This is a genomic window from Arcobacter iocasae, from assembly GCF_042214795.1.
In the GTDB taxonomy this organism is placed as follows: domain Bacteria; phylum Campylobacterota; class Campylobacteria; order Campylobacterales; family Arcobacteraceae; genus Arcobacter; species Arcobacter iocasae.
This window is the reverse complement of record NZ_CP090177.1, coordinates 2,886,572-2,906,964: the sequence shown is the minus strand read 5'-3', so window position 1 is coordinate 2,906,964 and position 20,393 is coordinate 2,886,572. Positions and strand designations below refer to the sequence as shown.

The 20,393-nt window shown below is 26.8% G+C and carries 19 protein-coding genes; 4 read left to right on the top strand and 15 right to left on the bottom strand.

All coding sequences use genetic code 11. From position 1 onward, the window contains the following. Nucleotides 1-52 precede the first annotated feature (52 nt). From LXN10_RS14435 to LXN10_RS14405, 7 genes are all read right to left on the bottom strand, one after another. On the bottom strand, nt 53-496 hold the full coding sequence (locus LXN10_RS14435) for a GyrI-like domain-containing protein (RefSeq protein ID WP_375723682.1): 444 nt from the start codon (nt 494-496) through the stop codon (nt 53-55). A 96-nt stretch (nt 497-592) separates the two neighbouring features. Continuing rightward, a complete protein-coding gene (locus tag LXN10_RS14430) occupies nt 593-3,076 on the bottom strand; it encodes a molybdopterin guanine dinucleotide-containing S/N-oxide reductase (protein ID WP_375723681.1) in 2,484 nt (827 codons plus the stop codon). Nucleotide 3,077: 1 nt separating this feature from the next. Beyond that, nucleotides 3,078-3,665: a cytochrome C gene (locus LXN10_RS14425; RefSeq protein ID WP_375723680.1), complete on the bottom strand. Its 588-nt coding sequence runs from the start codon at nt 3,663-3,665 to the stop codon at nt 3,078-3,080. Nucleotides 3,666-3,752: 87 nt separating this feature from the next. Next, nucleotides 3,753-5,405, bottom strand: a complete 1,653-nt coding sequence (locus tag LXN10_RS14420; protein ID WP_375723679.1) for a sensor histidine kinase — start codon at nt 5,403-5,405, stop codon at nt 3,753-3,755. Beyond that, a complete protein-coding gene (locus LXN10_RS14415) occupies nt 5,398-6,924 on the bottom strand; it encodes an ABC transporter substrate-binding protein (protein WP_375723678.1) in 1,527 nt (508 codons plus the stop codon). Before LXN10_RS14415 ends, LXN10_RS14420 begins: the two co-directional genes overlap by 8 nt. Nucleotides 6,925-7,018: 94 nt before the next feature. Next, nucleotides 7,019-7,696 carry a response regulator transcription factor gene (locus LXN10_RS14410; protein WP_375723677.1) on the bottom strand — a complete coding sequence of 226 codons (678 nt, stop codon included), beginning with the start codon at nt 7,694-7,696 and terminating at the stop codon, nt 7,019-7,021. Nucleotides 7,697-7,712: 16 nt separating this feature from the next. Then, a complete protein-coding gene (locus LXN10_RS14405) occupies nt 7,713-8,342 on the bottom strand; it encodes a hypothetical protein (RefSeq protein WP_375723676.1) in 630 nt (209 codons plus the stop codon). A gap of 180 nt (nt 8,343-8,522) precedes the next feature. Between LXN10_RS14405 and LXN10_RS14400 the strand changes: the two genes are divergently transcribed. After that, the gene (locus LXN10_RS14400) at nt 8,523-9,875 is read left to right on the top strand and encodes an SLC13 family permease (protein WP_375723675.1); all 1,353 of its coding nucleotides are present in this window, start codon (nt 8,523-8,525) and stop codon (nt 9,873-9,875) included. A 19-nt stretch (nt 9,876-9,894) separates the two neighbouring features. Beyond that, on the top strand, nt 9,895-10,233 hold the full coding sequence (locus LXN10_RS14395) for a YnfA family protein (RefSeq protein WP_375723674.1): 339 nt from the start codon (nt 9,895-9,897) through the stop codon (nt 10,231-10,233). A 29-nt stretch (nt 10,234-10,262) separates the two neighbouring features. Here LXN10_RS14395 and LXN10_RS14390 read toward each other — a convergent pair whose 3' ends face one another. Continuing rightward, the gene (locus LXN10_RS14390; protein ID WP_375723673.1) at nt 10,263-10,976 is read right to left on the bottom strand and encodes an SIMPL domain-containing protein; all 714 of its coding nucleotides are present in this window, start codon (nt 10,974-10,976) and stop codon (nt 10,263-10,265) included. A gap of 52 nt (nt 10,977-11,028) precedes the next feature. Beyond that, nucleotides 11,029-11,508: an AAA family ATPase gene (locus tag LXN10_RS14385; protein ID WP_375723672.1), complete on the bottom strand. Its 480-nt coding sequence runs from the start codon at nt 11,506-11,508 to the stop codon at nt 11,029-11,031. A gap of 146 nt (nt 11,509-11,654) precedes the next feature. Between LXN10_RS14385 and LXN10_RS14380 the strand changes: the two genes are divergently transcribed. Continuing rightward, complete coding sequence (locus LXN10_RS14380; protein ID WP_375723671.1) at nt 11,655-12,158, top strand: hypothetical protein; 504 nt, start codon at nt 11,655-11,657, stop codon at nt 12,156-12,158. Here the strand turns inward: LXN10_RS14380 and LXN10_RS14375 are convergent. From LXN10_RS14375 to dapE, 5 genes are all read right to left on the bottom strand, one after another. Further along, the gene (locus tag LXN10_RS14375; RefSeq protein ID WP_375723670.1) at nt 12,141-12,602 is read right to left on the bottom strand and encodes a GNAT family N-acetyltransferase; all 462 of its coding nucleotides are present in this window, start codon (nt 12,600-12,602) and stop codon (nt 12,141-12,143) included. The genes LXN10_RS14380 and LXN10_RS14375 overlap by 18 nt on opposite strands. Next, nucleotides 12,583-14,088 carry an ATP-binding cassette domain-containing protein gene (locus LXN10_RS14370; RefSeq protein ID WP_375723669.1) on the bottom strand — a complete coding sequence of 502 codons (1,506 nt, stop codon included), beginning with the start codon at nt 14,086-14,088 and terminating at the stop codon, nt 12,583-12,585. The genes LXN10_RS14375 and LXN10_RS14370 overlap by 20 nt, the downstream gene beginning before the upstream one ends. A 128-nt stretch (nt 14,089-14,216) precedes the next feature. Beyond that, entirely contained in the window at nt 14,217-14,573 is a 357-nt protein-coding gene (locus LXN10_RS14365; RefSeq protein ID WP_375723668.1) for an MmcQ/YjbR family DNA-binding protein, read from the bottom strand. A gap of 165 nt (nt 14,574-14,738) precedes the next feature. Further along, entirely contained in the window at nt 14,739-15,632 is an 894-nt protein-coding gene (locus LXN10_RS14360) for an FRG domain-containing protein (protein ID WP_375723667.1), read from the bottom strand. Between the two features lie 129 nt (nt 15,633-15,761). Next, nucleotides 15,762-16,862 (bottom strand): succinyl-diaminopimelate desuccinylase, encoded by a 1,101-nt coding sequence (gene dapE / locus LXN10_RS14355; RefSeq protein WP_375723666.1) that lies wholly within the window; start codon nt 16,860-16,862, stop codon nt 15,762-15,764. Between the two features lie 81 nt (nt 16,863-16,943). Here dapE and LXN10_RS14350 point away from each other — a divergent pair, with 81 nt between their 5' ends. After that, nucleotides 16,944-19,568 (top strand): DUF748 domain-containing protein, encoded by a 2,625-nt coding sequence (locus tag LXN10_RS14350; protein WP_375723665.1) that lies wholly within the window; start codon nt 16,944-16,946, stop codon nt 19,566-19,568. A gap of 6 nt (nt 19,569-19,574) precedes the next feature. Here the strand turns inward: LXN10_RS14350 and LXN10_RS14345 are convergent, their stop codons facing one another. After that, a complete protein-coding gene (locus LXN10_RS14345; protein ID WP_375723664.1) occupies nt 19,575-20,393 on the bottom strand; it encodes a mechanosensitive ion channel family protein in 819 nt (272 codons plus the stop codon).

Below are 20,393 nucleotides of genomic sequence, written 5' to 3'. Positions count from 1 at the left end.
ATTTAAATAAGATAATATTTAATAAAAAATAATTAAATATTATCTCAAATAATTATTTTATTGAGATATAAATCTCTATTTCATCTTCTTTAACATACTTTTCAAAATCAATACTATATTTTCTCTCATATTCACTATTATTTTCAAAATATTCCCATATTTCAACCCATGTTTCAACTACAACATCAGGAAGTTCACCTTTTTTTGAAAAAACTAAATATCTTTCATCTTGGATTATTAAGGCATTTTTAGGTTTTGTTACTTCTACTCCAACAGTTACTTTATAATCACCTGTGACATCACTTGTATAGTCACTATAAACACCATACATATATTTACTATTTGCTTTATTGAAAGTACTTCCATAAACATTTTTTTCAATATAATCATCCCATAACTGAGGGATTTTCCCATTTTCTGATTCAAATTCAAGTTTATTGTTTGTGATTACACTAAGACCTGAAATTATTAAGTTTTTTACTTTTGTTACTTTCATATTCTCTCTTTTTTATTTTTATGAAAAAGATTATATAAAAACTTAACCGCTTTTATCTTGAAGTTAAAAAGTAGAGAAAGAATCTCTACTTTTATTTTAGTTAGGTTGAGTGAAGATTGTTAATTCTGGAGCAGCTTTTGTATATTTTTCAATATTTACTAAAGCTGTATTTGAGCTATTTCCATTAGCTAATTCTGAAGTTGGAATGTCTTTTGTTAAAAGATTTGCTGAACCATTTTTACAAAGTGTTCCTTCTTTTCCTTTTTCCATTGGGTCATACCAAGCACCCTCTTTAACTTTAACAACACCTTCTTTTAATCCATCAGTTAATATAGCACCTGTTAAGATTTGCCCTCTTTCATTAAATACTCTTACAATATCACCATTTTTGATACCTTTTGCTTTTGCATCTTTTGTATTAATCCAAATTGGCTCTCTATTAGATATAGCATATTTTTCTCTTAAACTTGTATTGTTTAATTGAGAGTGTAGTCTATCATGTGGGTGTGGACTAATAAGTGCAAATTCTGCTTTTTTATCTTTCATTCCCAACCATTCAGCTGGTTCAAGCCATGTTGGATGAGCTTTACAATCTTCATAGTTCATTTTTTCAATTGTTTGAGAATAAATCTCAATTTTTCCAGATGGAGTTCCAAGTGGATTTAAGATTGGATCTTCTCTAAAGTCACCGTATCTTACAAATTGTGTATTTTCATATGGAGCTTCAAAAGTTAATGGTCTATTTTTAGTCCAAAACTCTCTAAAGTTTGGCATTTTTATACTCATTTTTTTAGCTTGTTCTAGTGCACTATTATAAAATTCTTCTATCCATTGAATATCTGTTTTATTTTGAGTATACTCTTTATGTACTCCAAACTCTTTTGATAAGTCACTAAATATTTGATAATCATCTTTTGCTTCAAAATGTCTTTTAACAGCTTGTTTCATAGGAACAATATTTAAATTAGAATAATCACCAGTCATTGTAATATCATTTCTTTCATAACTTGTAGTTGTTGGCATAACAATATCAGCCATTCTAGCAGTTGGTGTCCAATATAATTCATTTACTACAATTGTTCTTGGTTTTTTCCAAGCTTTAATTAATGTATTTGTATCTTGATGGTGAGTAAATGGATTTCCACCAACCCAATATATAAAATCAATTTCTGGATAAACTATTTCTTTACCATTAAACTGTAATTTTTTCCCAGGATTTAATAAAGCATCAGCAATTCTAGCAACAGGAAATGAATATTTTGCTGCATTTTGAAGCCATTCTGCACCACCTGCTGCTTTATTAGCAGTTACATTTGCAGTTATTCCTCCAACAATTGGACCTTTTACAGTTGGAACCCCACCATTTGAGTAATGATATGATAAACCAAATCCACCACCTGGAAGTCCAATTTGTCCTAGTACAGAAGCAAGAGTTACTAACATCCAATGAGGTTGTTCACCATGATGAGCTCTTTGCATACCCCATCCAGACATAAGCATAGTTCTGTTATCAGAGATTACATTTGCAAGTTCTTTAATTGTATCAACATCAAGTCCACAGATTTTTGATGCCCAATTAATATCTTTTACAACTTTATCTTCTTTTCCATATAAATAATCTTTAAATTTATCAAACCCTTCTGTATAATCATCTAAAAAACTTTGATTATATTTTTTTGATTCTAATAAATAGTGAACCATCCCCATCATCATTGCTGTATCTGTATTTGGAATTGGAGAAATCCATTGTGCATCTAAATATTCACAAGTTTCAGTTTTAGAAGGGTCAATACAAATTATTTTTTTACCAGATTTTTTTAATTGTTCAAAGTATTTAAATCCATTTTCATCACTTGAAGTCCAAGCAATTTTTAAAGTTGAAAGTGGATTTGCTCCCCAAAGTACAACTACTTTTGAGTGTTCTATTATAAGTGGCCAAGAAGTTTGTTGTTCATATACTTCTAAAGTTCCTAAAACATGTGGCATAATAACTTGTGATGCCCCAGTTGAATAATCACCAACTGTTCCTGTAAATCCACCAGTTGCTGTCATAAATCTGTGTAATAAAACTCTTGCATTATGCATATTTCCACTACTTTTCCAGCCATAACTTCCTGCAAAAACTCCTTTTGCACCTTTTTCTTTTCTTGTTTTTTTAAGTTCAGTAGAGATAAGTTTTATAGCATCTTCATAAGATACTTTAACCCATTCATCATTACCTCTTAATTCAGGTTTTGGATTATTAGGGTCTTTTAAATAAGATTTTCTCACCATTGGGTATTTAATTCTATCTTTTGCATAAATTAAATCATCTGTATAGTGTTGTAAAGAGTTTTCAATATTTGATGTTTTTTGATATGGTTCTGATTTTACAACTTTTCCATTTTTGATTGTTAGTTTTAATATACCCCAGTGAGCAGCTGTTAATACTTCTCCATTTTCTACAAGTGATGTAGAAAATTTAGCAATAGTTCCAGCAACTAATTCACCTCTTTTTGTAATTGTGTCAATAAATGGAACAGCAGCAAAAAGTGCAACAACTTTTAATAAACCTCTTCTTTTTTGATCAATAGTTTTCATTTTATTTTCCTTTCATATCTTTTGCATGTTTTTGTAAAAATTGAGTAACTAAGTAATTTTGTTCTTTTGTCATAGCAGTTCTAGAAATCATTGATTTAATCATACTTGGCCATTGATTTGAAGTAAATTCAGTAGAAGCATGAATAGGATGACACATAGCACAGTTATCTTTAAAAACTTTGTTTGCTTCTTCATATAATGCATCTAAATCTTTTGTTAGATTATCATCTTTTGTATATGCAGTTAAAACAACTTTTTTCCATTCAGTACCATTTTTACCAGTACTTGTAGATATAGTTTTTATATCAAACTTTCCACTTTTACTAAGTCCAGCAATTAGGATTCTTTTACCTTGTGCAAAATAAAGTGCATTTGAAACTCCAGCTTTCATAAAACCTTCGACTTCGACTTTTACTTTGCCATCTTTTTTCTCAATTACTTTTACTTCTGAGGTAGGAAGTAGTCTTCCTTTTGAGGCAGTACTATTTGAAGTTTCAAATAGATTTTTAACAGAACTTGTATACATTGTCTCACTTGCATACAAGGATATAGTTAAAAAAACTATACCAAAAATCAAACTCTTTTTCATATCATTCCTTTTTCTCTATTTAGTAAATTATAAAAGAAAAAAAAGTGTAATTAGTTGAAAAAAAGTGTAGAAAAAGTGGCAAATAAACTATTTGACCTTTATTCTAAAAAGTGCTCCTATTTTTGTATTTTTTACATCAATAAAGCCATGCATATTATCTTCGATAATTACTTTTGTCATATACAAACCTATTCCTGTGCCTCTTTTTTCACCTTTAGTTGTAAAATAAGGCTCAAATACTAAATTGATATCTTTAAGCTTGATTCCTCCAGCATTATCTTCTATTTTAATTACAGTAAACTCTTTACCAACTTTTATACTTAAAATTATTTTTGGGTTTTTAATTTTTCTTGAGATAAGTGCATCTTTTGCATTTGAAATTATATTTAATATTGCATGGGAAAATTCATTTGAATATCCGTCTATTGTATTATCTTCTTGAATATCAAAGCTTAGTTCTATATTATTATTTTTTAAAGATGCATTAATAATTGCTATAGCTTTTTTACAAACTTCTAATACTGAAAATTTATCTTTTTGTTTTGAGGGTTTAAAAAAGTTTTGAAAATCACTAATAGTAGTAGACATGTGTTCAGCAATCTCATTACAGGTTTCTATACTCTTTAAAAGGTGTTCCTCTTCTAACTTCCCATATCTAGTGATTGTTTCTATTTCCATCAATACTGCATTTATTTCACCAAGTGGTTGCCTCCATTGGTGGGCAATATTTCCTATCATTTCACCCATTGCAGCTAGTTTTGACTGTTGAATCATTAGTTTTTCTTGATTTGTTCTATGATTAAGCTCTTCTAATATTTTATTTTCTAGATTTCCTATCATCTCATTCATAACATTTTTTAATACATTTAGTTCATTGGATTTTGCTTGCTTTTCTAATCTTTTACCAAATACACCCTCTTTTAAATAATCTAAAGTTAAAGTTGCTTCTTGTATCAACCTATAATCATCTTGTAAGTTCTCTTTTATCAATTTAACTTTTGTATTAATAGCTTCTGCCATTAATCCAAGTTCATCTTTACTTTTTATGTCAATATGCAATTGCTCTTTATACGCAGTAGGATTTGTTAAGTATTTAAAAAACTTTTGTAAACCTCTTTCTACACTTTCAATTTGTTTTATTATCTTTAAAATAACTGTTAGATTAAGAATAAATCCAAAAATACCTATAATCAAAACACCTAAGATAATATATACATTATTTATTTTTGTATCATTTTTCAATTCAGTTAATTTTTCTTCAGACTCTTGTAAATTCTTTTTTTGAATTCTTTTTAGCTTATTAATTAAAAAATAAAAGCTATCTCTTTCAACAGAAGAAGTATTCATAAAGGCGCCTTCATCAAATCCGTCTAAAGAGTATTCTCTAGTTTTTAAAACTAATTTTTTGTAATCTTCCCATGCTTTTTTATTTGTTGGTATTTCATTTGAAAAAATTTTATCCAATCTATTTATAATAGGTGAAATTTTTTCATCAAACTTTTTTTTAAAATCATCATTTGGAGAAATAACTAAAGATAAAGTAATTTCTCTTAATAAAAAAAGTTCTTCTATATAAAAAGTTTGAATCTCTTGTGTATCTTTAAAGTTTACTACAACATTATTTGAATTAGTAAAACTATCTTTATTTATTTTTAATGATAGTAAAGCTAAAAGTAGTAATGAAATAAGAGCAATAAAGCCCAAAATAAAAAACTTTTGTCGTATTTTTAAATTATTCATTTTCAATCCTAATTGGATATAGGTAATTTAACCTATCTTTATCTAACTTTTCTTTTCTCACAGACCAATGGTAAGGGGTGATTTTTGCATTCCATAAAGGGAAAGTTGACATCTCTGAAGGATGGTAAGATACTTCTTTATTTAATGCAATTACTATATTTGGTGAAGGTAAAACTAGAGTGTAGGCTTTTTCATAACTATATAATAAGACTTTATTTACCTCTTCTTGAAACTCTTTTGAATTTGTATCTAGTTTAAATAACTTTTCAAACTCATTTGCTAAATAATCATCTTTATCAATTGAGCACCAATTTGCTTTTGTATATAATGTAAAAAATGCTGTCCAAGGACTTCCGTTCCAGTCTTCATTTCCCCAAATTAATAAATCCCAATCATAAATATTTTTTCTATTGTTCAAAAGCTTTTCTAAAACAACTTTTTCATCACTAGTTATTGTATATATTAACTTTACACCATATTTTGATAATTGGTACTCAATTCCTTTCCAAACAGACATAAATCTATCTTGGGTGACAACTTTTAGTTCTAAGCCATTTAAAATATCATGCAACTGTTTTTGGGTAAATCTTGGTTTTCTATTTAAATATTTTTTTGATAACTCTTTTGCAAAATAAGTGTTAGAAGATAATAAAAATGGTGATATAGTTGCTTCATTCTTAAACGCAAACTTGATTAATCGTTTTTGATCAATGGCATCATTTAAAGCTTGTCTGACTTTTATATCTTTTAATTTTGAGTTTTTCTTTATTAGATTCATATGAACTGTTAAATTGCCATGTGATGGTGAGATCAAAAGCTTTGCATATTTTGAATTTACTATTTCTGTTTTTTTATTATAAGGAATATACGCAATATCTAATTTTCCTTCATATTTTGAAATATCATCAATAACTTCTTTTGTTGGAAGCTCTGTATAAATAGTGATTTTTTTTATATAGGGTTTGTCTTTTTCAAAATAATATGGATTTGCGATTAGAATTATCTTTTTACTTTGGGTTAATCCTGTGGCATAACCTTGAGCCATAATATAAGGTCCTGCTCCATAAAGACCAGGACCTTTTGTATTTTGAGCTGTTAAACTTGGTGTCCAATTATATTTTTCATAATATTTTTTTGTATAAAAATTTATTACACACAAATCATTTAATAACATTCCATAGGGTATTTTCAAGTGTACTCTTATTTTATAATCATTTAACTTCTCAACTGAATCTAATGCATTATGAATATTACTATATAAAAAAGGACCATTGATAAAATGTTTAAAATTATCAACTACAGAATCAGCATCAAATTTTGTACCATCTTGATATCTAACATCATCTCTTAACCAAAAGTCATAGGTGAGTTCATCTATCTTTTTATGCTTATATGCTAAATAATAATCCCAACCTCTTTTTGAATCACTTAGTTTTACTAAGGTTCCATTAATTAAACTTATTAGATTGAAATATGGAAGAGTTGGCATATAGACTTTTAGTTGGGAATCTTTTGTCATTTTATTTATAAGTATATTCTTTGTTTGGTCATGTTTATATATTATTGCTTGACTTGAGAATAAAAGACTTACGCATAAGAAAAGAAGTAAATATTTACGCAACTTTATAACCAATACCTGATAAATTGACAATGAAGTCTTTTGGTAATTTTTTTCTTAAGTTTCTAATCAAAGAACGCAAAGCATTGTCTGTCATAACACTGTCTTGCCAAACAACCTCTTGTAACTCTTCAAAAGAAGTTACACTATCAATATTTTTAAAAAGAAGTTCTAAAAATAAAATCTCTTTTTTTGTTAGAGTAATCATTTCATCTTTATGTAATAAGAATTTTTGATTCCAATCGTATGTATAGTCATCAGGAAGAGTTCTTTTTAAATTAGTAGAATTGCAAAATCTTTTTTGACAATCTTCCAAAGCACTGATTAATTTTTCCAAAGTTATTGGTTTAAGAATATATTTTTCAATATGCATATCAATAAGTTGTAATAAATACTTTTCACTAGTATATGCAGTCACAACTATGATACAAGTATCTTTATCCTTTTTTCTAACTTCATGAATAAAGTCTGCGCCATTCATTTTGGGCATTTCTAAATCAGTAATAATCAAATCAGGAGTAAAATGTTGAAGTTTTTCTAATGCTTCTATTCCATTTGAAGCGGCTATAACTTCACCTACAATATATTCCAAAGAAGAAACAATCTTATTTCTTATAAGATCTTCATCTTCTATAAATAAAACCTTTAAACTCTTTAAAACCTTATTTGACATTTTTTTCCTTTATTAATTATTCACTACAAATTTCAATACCCATTTTTAAAAATCCTGTAAATGCAGCATTGTCAAAAGACAGTGCTCCTGAAACTTTTGATTTAACAGTATCTAATACTTTTGAATACTCTTTATAAAACTCATATGATGGTCTTGGTTTATATATTAAGTTTGGTATTTCTAAGTACTTTATTATATTTTTAGTTGTTGTTGGTTTTACAAAATACTCTGTTTGCCTATTAAAACTATAAGGCACAAGAGTTACTAAAGTCCACTTTGCCATTCCAAACTCAGCCAAAAATTCTACAAGTCCATCAAAACCATTTTTTTTATTTCCATACAATAATTCATATAACTCAATGCTAAGCATATCCTTTTCATAAGATGTTAAAGCTTTTATTACATCACGAAGTTTTACTTTATCAAAAAGTGATACCATGACTGATTTTTGTATGGTTTTAAAATATGCTTCTACGATAAAATGAGGGTCTGAAAAGTTCTTTTTTTGAAAAGCTTCTTTGGCATAAGCCTCTAATTTTTCAGGATTGAACTTTTTTACCATTTTAATTAACTTTTCATCCTCAAAGCCCTTTGGATAGGCATCAAAAAATTCTGATTCTACATCTTTTAATTTCTCTAAATTCATTCTTAGAACCCCAATAAAATATATAAAATTTAATATGTATTGTAACAAAAAAAGTTAAAACAAATTATAATTAATAACAAAATGTAATATTATAAGAATAATTATTATTTATTATTGCAAAATAATGATTTTTTAATAGAAATAATAATATTCTATTGGAAAATTATTACAAGTAGAAAAATGCTCAAAACAATTTTATTTATTGCTATTCCTATTTTTATATATTCTATTCTTTTAAATTTTGTTACAGAACAAAAAGATTTATTTCTTATTACTATAGTTTTATCAACTATAATTTTTTGGGCTACAAGTATAGTTCCAAGCTTTTATAGTTCCCTTCTTTTTTTATTTTCATGTACTGCTTTTTCATTAAGTTCAAAAGAGCTTATTTTTTCAGGTTTTGCTTCATCTGCATTTTGGTTAGTTTTAGCAGGTATGCTAATTGCTACAGCTATAAAAAATGCAAACTTAACACATAGATTTTCAAAGATTTTTTCAAATTTAAAAAATGTTAGTTATTTAAATATCATAATCTCAATTACAATTTTTTCAACTCTTTTTAGTTTTGTTATGCCTTCAAGTGTAGGAAGAGTTGTACTGATGGTTCCTTTATCAATAGCAGTTGCTAAAAGTTTTGGATTTAATGAAAATGATAAAGGATATATTGGTATTTTACTAGCTTTTATTCTTACAACATCTATGTCTGGATTTGCAATACTTCCTGCCAATGTACCAAATATGATATTAACAGGTCTATCTGCACAAATTTATAATTATGAAATTTTATATTCACATTACTTAATTACTAACTTTTTAATTTTTGGTATTTTAAAAGATATCATGATAGTTATACTAATTTTTAACTTTTTTAAAGATACTCCAAAAGTCATAAACAAAAATAAAACAAAAGTAAAGTTCTCAAAAAATGAGATTATAGTACTTTTTACTATCTCAATTATGATTGTTCTTTGGGCAACTGATTTTATCCATAAAATTGCTCCTAGTATTATTGCAATATGTGGAATACTATTTTTAGCATTACCATCGATTGGTATAATAAAATCTGAGGATATAAATAGTATAAAATTTTCTTCTTTATTATTTGTAGCAACAATTATAGGTCTTGGAACTGTTGTTGCCCATAATGACTATATAAAAGATATTTTATCAAATTTGATTGGAGTATATGAACCATCACAATATGCAGTGCTAAACTATATAAAAGTTACTTTAGTTATGTCAGTAACAGGAATGTTTGCGACTCAACCAAGTATTCCTGCTATATTTACACCAATGGCAGAACAAATAGGAAATGCCACAGGATTTACTTTAGAGCAAATACTTATGATGCAAGTTGCTGCATATTCAAATATATTTTTCTCTTATCAAGCCCCACCTCTAATAGTAGGTCTTACACTTGCAAAAATAAAACAAAAATATGTTTTAAAGATTTTACTTACTTTAGCATTATTAACTATAGTATTTTTATATCCACTTCAATATTTTTGGATAGAGTTTTTAAAAGCATTTTGATAAAAATTAGGAGTTTTACTTGATTAGCCAAATCATATTATTTTTTATTGCAGCACTTTTTGAGATACTTGGATGTTATAGTTTTTGGATGGTATTTAAACTTGAAAGATCGTATATATGGCTGTTTGTTGGAATTATATCACTTGTTATTTTTGCTTATACACTTACAAAAGTAAACTTAGAATTTGCAGGAAGAGCTTATGCAATTTATGGTGGAATTTATATAATATCTTCTCTTATTTGGTTAGTCTTTGTAGAAAAACAAAACTTTAGTAAATATGATATTATAGGTTCTCTTATAATATTTTTGGGTATTTGTGTAATCTTATTGGGGAATCAGAAGCTTTTGAATACATAAAGTATCTAAAAGCTTTTTTGTACTTTGTATCAATCTGTTAAATAATACTCAACAGTTGATACAACTCTAATCTTTTTAATTTGTGGGTTATTCTTATCCCTTTGAGAGATTGTAAATTGACCTTGAGATGCACTTTTTATTTTGCCTAATTTACTTTTTGAATCAAAGGCAAATTTTTGAGCTACTTCTCTTGCTTTTTTTGTAGCCTCTTCTATCATCTTAGGTTTTACTTCATTTAGCCTTGTAAAAATATACTCTGTACTACTTCCATAATTATCACCTGAAAATACTATACCTTGCTTTCCAAGTTTTGATAAAGAACTTTTTATAGCGCGAATTGCATCAATGTTTTTTGAATACACTGTTATTGTTTGTCTGGCGTTGTATCGATAGTTTATCTTTTCATTACCATATTGTTGAGCAACTTTATCTATGATTATAGGAGCAGAAAAAGTTATCTCACTTTTTTCTATGCCGCTTGAAATTAAAAAGCTATTGATTTTTTCATTGTTTTTATCTATTGAGTTATATAGTTCTTCAAGATTATTACTAACTTCTGTATACTCAATAGGCCAAATTACAATATCAGCCTTGTACTCTTTTTCAGAAAGACCTTTTACCTTTACACTTCTATCATATTGTTTATATTCAATAATTGCACTTTTAAAAAAATACCCTAAAGTACTCAAACCTAAGAATATAAATATTCCCAAAATCAAAAAACTAGTTTTATTTTGTTGCATTGTATTTTCCTTTTGTATAAGCATACTATAATTTAAATAATGATGAAATCTTCTAACAATATATTATATTAAAACCTTCATTTTCTTGAGGTTCTTGAAAATATTTAGTTATAGCATCAAAAGTTGATTCATCAATTAATGGCTCATCTTTTGATAGATTTTCATTTCGTTTTTTTAATTGCATTTTACACATATCATCACTTCTTTTTACATAATGCATTATATGGTCAACATGTGATTCTTCAAATATTTTCTGAAACCACTCCCTTTGAATGATTGTATTTGCAGGAAAGTCTAATACAACACTATTACCTTTGTTTAACAATTCTATTATATGATTTTTCATCATATCCTTTAATCTTCTAGAGTATTTTATATAATCCTCTATAGTTTTTATTTCATTTGGATAAAGCTTTTTTAATATTTCATCTTCACTCAATAATATTGCGTTATTTTCTTCTGCCAATTTTTTTGATAGTGTAGATTTACCAGCTGCCATCTTTCCACACATAAAATATAATTTATTTTTCACTTTCTTCCCTTGATACATTAAAATTTATCAATTCCCTATTTAACTTTATTTATACTTTCAAAATAGATTATAAATACTTTTAAAATTATTGTTATTAAATAGTAAATATGGCAATATTTTATTACTTAAATACTAAGGAACTAATTATGAGAATTAACTATATAATAGCTTTTTTATTGATTTTATTATCAATACTTTTAACTATCTTAGTTCCTGGTGGTCCTATAGAAACAAGAGATTTTTCTTCTTATTCTCCTTTTGTTCTTACTTTGTTTAATATTTTTCTTACATCGCTTGGGATTCTAAGTTTTCTAGGTGCTTATTTAGTAATAAAAAATAAAGCGTACTCTTTGATTATCTCAGCTTTCTTTGCAATATGTTATATTGCTGTTTATATTTCTGATTTATTTAAAATATTTCCTGTAAGCCCAATACCCATGCCTCAAACACTTTTTATAATTGAAGTTGTTAGTACAATTTTGGGATTTGTATTATTATATATTTGTATAAAATATAATAACTTTGAAAGTAAAAAGAAGGAAAACATCACTTTAAAACTCTCTTTTTATAAGATAATTTCACTTTTAGTGGTTTTATTATTTGCTATAGGAATAGTGATTTTTGCAACAAAATCAGCAATGGGACAATAGCATAGTAAAATTAGTCAATTCTATATTGCCTCTTTTAACCCTATTTTTCTTTAATACTTTAAAACCAAACTTCTCAAAAAATGGTTTTGCAGTGATACTTGCATCAACTTTTAAAAGAGTTTGTTCGTTCTCCTTTGATATTTTAAAAATATGATTTATAAGCATTTCCCCTACGCCACAACCTTGATATTCATGGTGGACATAAAAACAATCGATATAATCATCATAAAACTCTGCAAATCCTACAAGTTTTTCATCAAGTATTGCCAAATAGGGTTTTGTTTTATTTAATCTTTCTTCCCAAGTCTTATAATCAATATGCAAATTCGCCCAAGCGTTTAATTGCTCTTTTGTATACTCTTTATTGCATGTTTTATGAATGGTATTGGTAAAAATTTCTGGGATCTCTTTTTTATATTTATCATTATATTTTATTATTTGCATTTCGTTCCTTTAACTCATAAAAATCATCTATACCTTTTATGATAGAGTAAATCCTTGCATTGATATTTTTTGTAAAAGTTTTATCATGGCTTACTACTATTAGAGTATTTTGATACTCTTTTAAGGCTTGTTCTAAAGATTGTATTGAATCTATATCCATATGATTGGTTGGCTCATCTAATATTATAAGTTGTATATTATCCAATAAAGCCTTTGCAATAAAAAGTTTTCTAAGCTCTCCTGGACTTGTATTCTTATTGTTTAAAAGATTTTTAGGATTTGAAGATAACCTTTGTATAAGAGTAAAAAGTTCACCTTTTTTTTCATTATTTAAACTCTTTATTGCTTCAAAAAGATTTTCTTTTTGTTTTTTTTCTATCTCTTGGGGAAGATATAAATAACTTTTATGGGGTGCTATTTTTGAAATAATTAACTTCAAAAAACTGCTTTTACCTACACCATTATCACCTATTATAGCTATTTTATCACCTCTATTCAAAGATAGATTTTCATACTTCAAAATCTTTTTTTCACCTAAAGGTAATTGACCTTTTTCTAAAAGAAAAGAGAACTTCTCTTTTTTACTATTTTCATCTTTTATTGAAATACCTTTATCAAAACTTTTTTCTATTTCATTTCTTTTAGAAGACAACTCTTGGGCTTTTTTAGAAAAACTTGTCACAAGTTTTGAATCAGACTTATCTTTTCCTGTAAGTTTTGCTAAGTTTATTTTCTCTTTTAGACTTTTGTCTTTTATATTTATATTTTTTTTTGATAATCTGCTTTTTGATTGGAATACTTTCTCTTTTTGTGTTTGAATATTGTTTTGTAATTTTTTCACTCTACTGTTTATATTTTCATTCTCTTTTTGCAAAAAGTTAAAATATAAATCTAACTCTTGTATTGCCTTTTGGAAAGTGGTTTTATAGTTATAGATTTTTTTATTTTTTATAATAACTGTGTTATGGCACAAAGAGTTCAAAAGTTCTCTATCATGACTTATTAAAATACCAATGCCTTTAAAGTTTTTCAAACTGTTTATCAATATCTCTTTTGTTTTTATATCCAGATGATTACTTGGTTCATCAAGCAATAAAACATCGGGCTCTAAAAAAAGAGCAATAGCTATTTGTATGCGTTTTCGCTCCCCAAAACTTAGAGTTTCCCACCTATAAAACCACTCCTCTTCTATGTGAAGTAACTCTTTTAGCTTAAATGTTTTTGTATTGTATATGTAAATAAACTCTTCAAAACCATTTGGTTTTTCATGAAGTTCTTGTTCACAATAATAGACCAATTCATTGCCAAGGACACTTCCCTCTTGGGGTTTTAAGCTCTTAGCAATGAGTTTAAAAAGTGTGGTTTTACCTGAACCATTTGAGCCAACTAAACAGCTCCAACCCTTTTCAAAACTTAAGCTAAGATTTGAAAATATTTCACTGCTTGTGTATTTAAAAGTAAGATTATTTATTTTTAGATATTGCATATAAATTCCTTGATATATCTATATTTAGTATCAAGGATAAGTTAAATTTTACCCTTGAATTAGAGTAAACTGTTCATTGTTTTTTCCTTTTGTATTTATACGATAGTATATCGTTTTTCATTTTATAATTATTTAAAAAGTAACTCTTCTCTTTGTTTTTTTGTTAGTTTAGATACTATTAAATCATATGATTCATTGACCATATCTTTTACTATCTCTTCTTTTATAGTCCCATCTAAGGTTATAGTATTCCAATGCTTTTTATTCATATGATAACCTGGATTTACACACTCATAAATATCTCTATAGGCTATGGCATCATTTGGATCACATTTCAAATTTATTTTTAGTGGAGTTTTTTTCAAACTAATAAGACCAAACATCTTATCCATAACTTTAAAGACCATAGTATCATCACCAAAAGGAAAATCTTTTGTTGCACATTGTTTAGCCATAAATATATCTTCTATTTGTTCTAGGTTCATTATTTGTTAACTCTTTTTTAATTTTTAAATTTATTGAACGGATTTAGTATAATCAATGGCATTTTGAATCGCTTTTTTAGATTGAGGAGAGTTTTTCCAACAACTATTTTATCTACATATTTTACTTCTAAAGCTTTTGTTTTTATTCTTTTGAATTAGATTATATTATCTAAGTAGATTATCTGTTAAATACCATTTATTTAAAGTGTCTTTAATGCCTTTTTCTACTCCCTGAGTATTTGGAAATAATGTAGTGGAAGTCATTCCTACTTTTTCGCATAAATCATATAAATTGATAACTTCATCTATTGGTAAAGTTATTTTTAGTAAAGGAGTATTTGATAAAATCGAAAATATATTTTCTAATCCTTTTACAACAAAACTTTCACCTCTATTGCCATTATGAGGATGAACAGTAAATAAACCTTTTTGAGAAGACATATTAAGTGAGGAACTTCTAGGAACATACAAAGTTTTAAAATCGTATAAATTTTTAAGTTCTAAATTTAATACCCAAATTGCTATCTTTTCATCACCTTTAAGTCCTTCTTTTTCTAAAAGTTCTATATATCTATAAAATGCTGAAGATACTGCAAAATACATAGCAACATATGGAGATTCAGTCCAATCTAATAATCTTGTAGGAACAGAATGATGTTGAGCCATTGCCATTAATTCAAATATTTCTTCGTTAGGCCATAAAGATGGATTACGCAAATACTTATCTATATTATTTGTATTGAGATTATTCTGTCTAAAATTTATTGAATCATTTGGAATTTTTATACCTAAATTATCACAGTACTCTACAAATTTATTTAAAATAGATAATTCATTAAAAATTTGAAAATCTGCAGGAGATTCTTCTTTAAATAATTTCATAAGTTGATTATTCTTATTCTTTCTTAAAACAGAAGGTACCAATCCCCACTTTGAATTAGACTGCCCTCGATAAATTAGTTTACAAGGATCATCAAATAATTTATTAGTTGGACTTAATAACTCCCATAATTCATTTGCAGTTTTACAATGTATTTCTTTAAACGACTTCTCTTTCATTATTTACTTTCAATTATTTCTATTTTATTTTTTATTTTTTATTTTTCACAAACTAACATTTACTTTCTATACTAGATAATATTTCGTATTTATCATACCTAACTAAAATAATTTGAATAAATTTTTTCCTTAAAAATTCTTAATCAAATCCTCATAAACAGCAGTTAAACCTTCTACTTCTTTAACTGTTGTTCTCTCACCAATACTATGAATAGTATCATTTATAACTCCAAATTCTATGGCTTCTATACCAAAGGCTCCAAAATATCTAGCGTCACTTGTTCCTCCATGGGTTGAGTGTTTTGTAGTTACTCCTAAAACCTCTTTTATAGAGTTTTCCATAGCTTTGACTACTTTTGATTCTTTGTTTGTCACAAAGGGGAATGAACCTTGTGTAGTTCTAAACTCGTAGTCTAAACCTTTTAGATTTTCATGTATAAACTCTTCTACAGACTCTCTTGTAGTATTTGTTGAATTTCTTACATTGAACATAAGTTTTAGTTCATTTGGTGTTACATTTGTAACTTCCATACCACCTCTTATATCTGTTATTACCATCTTTGATGGGGCAAAATATTCATCACCATCATCTAAGTTATGCCCTGCTAATTTTGGTAAAATCTCTGCAAAGTTGTGTACAGGATTGATACACTTCTCAGGATAAGCAGCATGACCTTGTTTACCTTTTATAGTAATATATCCATTTATACTTCCTCTTCGCCCTACTTTTATAGCATCACCAAAAACATCTTCACAAGTAGGTTCTGCTACAACTGCATAATTTGGTATAAAGTCTATCTCTTTTAGGTGTTCAAGCATTTTGATAGTTCCGTAAGTTCCTTCACCCTCTTCATCACTTGTCATAAGGATAGAAAGTGTTCCATCAAAATTTTTGGCGTGTTTACAAGCATATAAAAAAGCTGCATCACCACTTTTCATATCTTGGGCACCTCTTGCACTTATTACTCCATCTATAACTTCAGCTGCAAATGGGTCTATCTCCCAACCTTGTCCTACAGGTACTACATCAATATGTCCTGCGAAACATAAGTGCTGTTTTTTATCATTGAATTTTTTATAATAAAATCTATTCTTTGTGCCATTTATATCTAATTTTATACAAGTCCAATCCTTACCTAAATACTCTTCTATAAAATCAAAAGCTCCATCATCATAAGGGGTAAGTGATTTAAATCTTAATAATTTTTGAAATAATTCTATAATATTCATCTAATTCCTTTAAAAAGGGTATTGTAACAAATTTGTGATTTATTTTGCTATAATAAATTAATTAATTATTTGGAGTTTCCTATGAAAAATAACCTTTTTATCAAAATTTTATTATCTTTTTTTGTTATTTATTCTCTCTTAGGTTTCTTTTTAATACCTTATATTGCAAAAGACCAAATAATCAAAAATCTTGATAATTTACTCATTTATAAAAGCAAGTTAGAAAAAGTAAGTTTCAATCCATATACTTTGGATTTAAAACTTGATGGTTTTTCTATATCAAATAAAGATGAGAAATTAGTAGGATTTAAAAGCTTTGAAATTGACTTTTCCCTTTTAAAGTCAATTCATGAATATCATATTAGCTTTAAGAAAGTAAATCTAATAAAACCTTATGTAAATATTGTCCAAGATGAAAATGGTAATATTAATTTAGCATCTATTATGAAACAACAAGAAGTGAAACCTGAAGAAAAATCAACAGATGGAAAATCTTCTATTCCAGCATTTAAAATCACAAAGATTCAAATTATAAATGGAAATTTTCTTTTTACTCAAATATTTAATTCAAAAAAAACTACAACAAATATAAACAACTTCAACTATACTTTTTATGACTTGGGTACTTTTAAAAACGCTTTAGCCTCACATAGTCTTAATACAATTATAAATAAAGATACAAAACTATTCATTGAGGGAGGATTAAGACTTATACCTTTTAAGATGTATGGAAATATCAAACTTGAAAATCTTCATGCCAATGAGTATTTAGGATATTCAAAAGATTTATTAAACTTCACTATTGATAATCCAACTTTAAATTTAAAGTTAGGATATAAACTTGATACAACTAAAGATATAGAACTTTACATAGATAAAGCAACCCTTGAATTAAGAAATTTAAATATTGTTAAAAATCAAGAGACACTAGCAGGACTAAAAAGCCTCGAACTTAATAACTTACATCTTGACTATTTAAAACAAAAAATAAGTATCGATAACATAGCTTTAAATAAGCTATTTGTAAATATATCTTCATCTAAAGATAATAAATTAAATATTGATAATTTAATCAATATTTCAAATAGCCCTAAAAATAATATTGAGAAAAAAGAAGATACAAGTAATAAACCATGGTTTATTGATTTAAATTCTTTTGCACTAAATAATTCTAATTTTTCATATGATGATTTAAAAAATGAAAGTACAATAGATGCTAAAGATATAAATGTATTGTTAAAAAAACTATCTATCATGGATAATAATATAACTGTTGATGAATCAACTATTGGAACAAAAAATATAAAAATAAATAACAAATCAGCTAACACAAAAATTGAAACTAAAGATATAGAAATAAATCTACATAATTTTATAAAAGATAATGACAAAATCAAATTATCAAGTGTAGATATTCCAAATCCATATGCTTCAATAATATTAGGAAAAAGTGAAAATAGTAATGAGAAACTAGTAGAAAAAGAGACAAAAAAAACAAATACAAAAAATGAAAAATCAACTACCATTTTAGATATAGGTCCTGTAAATATTAAAAATGCTCAATTATTATTTGAAGACAAAAACCTAAATGTACCTTTTAAAACTAACATTACAAAACTAAATGGTAATTTCTCAGAACTTAACTCAAAAAGTTCAAAACCTACTGAATTGAAGCTTGTAGGTAAAATTGATGAATATGGATATACAAAGATTACAGGAGTTGTAAATTTGGATGATATAAAAATACTTACAGATGTAAATCTTATTTTTAAAAATATAGCTATGAAAAATTTTACTCCCTATTCAGATAAGTTTGTTGGAAGGGAAGTAAAACAAGGAAAATTGAATTTAAACTTGCACTACAATATCACAAAATCGAACTTGAAAGCTCAAAATAGCGTCATAATCGATAAAATTGAACTTGGGAAAATGATTGATAAAAACAAAGGTTCAAATCTACCTTTAGAACTTGGTATTGCTTTATTAGAAGATTCTGATGGAATTATTGATATTGATTTACCAATTAGTGGAAATCTAGATGACCCACAGTTTTCTGTAGCCCCAATAATTTGGAAAGTATTTACAAATCTTATTATCAAATCAGTTGCTTCTCCTTTTTCACTTTTAGCCTCAATTTTAGGTGTTAGTGAAGATTCTATAAAAAAGGTTGAATTTGTTTATGGGGAAAGTAACTTAATTGACTCAGAAAAAGAGACTTTAGATAATATCGCTAAAGCTTTTATAAAAAGACCAAATCTTGCTTTAAAAGTTGAGCCTGCATATGATAAGATTAAAGATAAAATTGCTTTACAAGATATAAAATTAGAAGAGTTAATCTCTAAAAAAAGTAAAACTATCAAAGATGGTGATAAATACTTATTGGCTTTAGAATCTATATACAATGGTAAAGTTTCACTTAAAGAATTAAAAGCAAAATCAATGATAAAAGAAAAAGATAAAATGATTCTTGATAAAACATCTTATATATCTAAAATAAAAACACTTATGTTACCAAAAATAGATATTACAAAAGAAGAATTAGAAAACTTAGCAAATAGTAGAATATCATCAATTAAAAAATATCTTTTAGAACAGCACAAGATTACAGATAATAGGCTATTTATAAATCCTGAAATAAAAATCTTAGATAACAAAAAAGCAAAATATGTTGAGTTTCCTCTAGCAATAGATATAAAAAAGAAGTAGTTAAACCTACTTCTTAATAGTATAAGTTGGGAAGGGAATATTGATATTGTTTTCTTTTAAAGCATTAAAAATAGCAAGATTTACTTTGTATTGAGTCTCAAAAAAATGTTTAGTATGAGCCCAATATCTTAACTCTATATTTATGGAAAAATCACCAAACTCTTTTATACCAACTTGAGCTTTAGCCTCTTTTGAAATAATTTCTGCATCAAATTTATTTAATATATTTTCAATAAGAGAAATTGCCTCTTCAGGTTTAGAATTATAATCAATACCAACAATAGTTTCAACAATTCTATACTCAAAAGAGTTAACTAATATTTCACCAATAATATGTTTATTTGGAATTGTTATTTGCTCACCATCTTCAGTTGATAAAATAGTATGTGCAAGTCTTATTTCTTCTACTACTCCAAAAACTCCATCAACACTAATAGTATTTCCTACAATGAAAGGACGACCTATAATAATAGAAAGCCCTGCTCCATAGTTTGAAAGTGTTCCTTGTAAGGCCAAACCAGCACCAAGGGAAGCAGCACCAATACCAGCTATAAAAGGAGTAAGAGTAATTCCAAGTTTTCCAACAGCAACTATTCCCACCCCAATGATGATGGAAAATTTGATAATATTTACAATAAATTTAGTTAGTGTAACATCAAGTTCATTTTTATCGCATATCCGTTTTATAAAAGCAGAAACTTTATTTGCAACATACCAACCTAAAAGAAAAATAATTATCGCACCAATTAATTGGAAACTATAATTAACAAAAAACTCTATTATTACATCATAAAACTTTTGTATATTCTCAAGTTCTTTATCCAT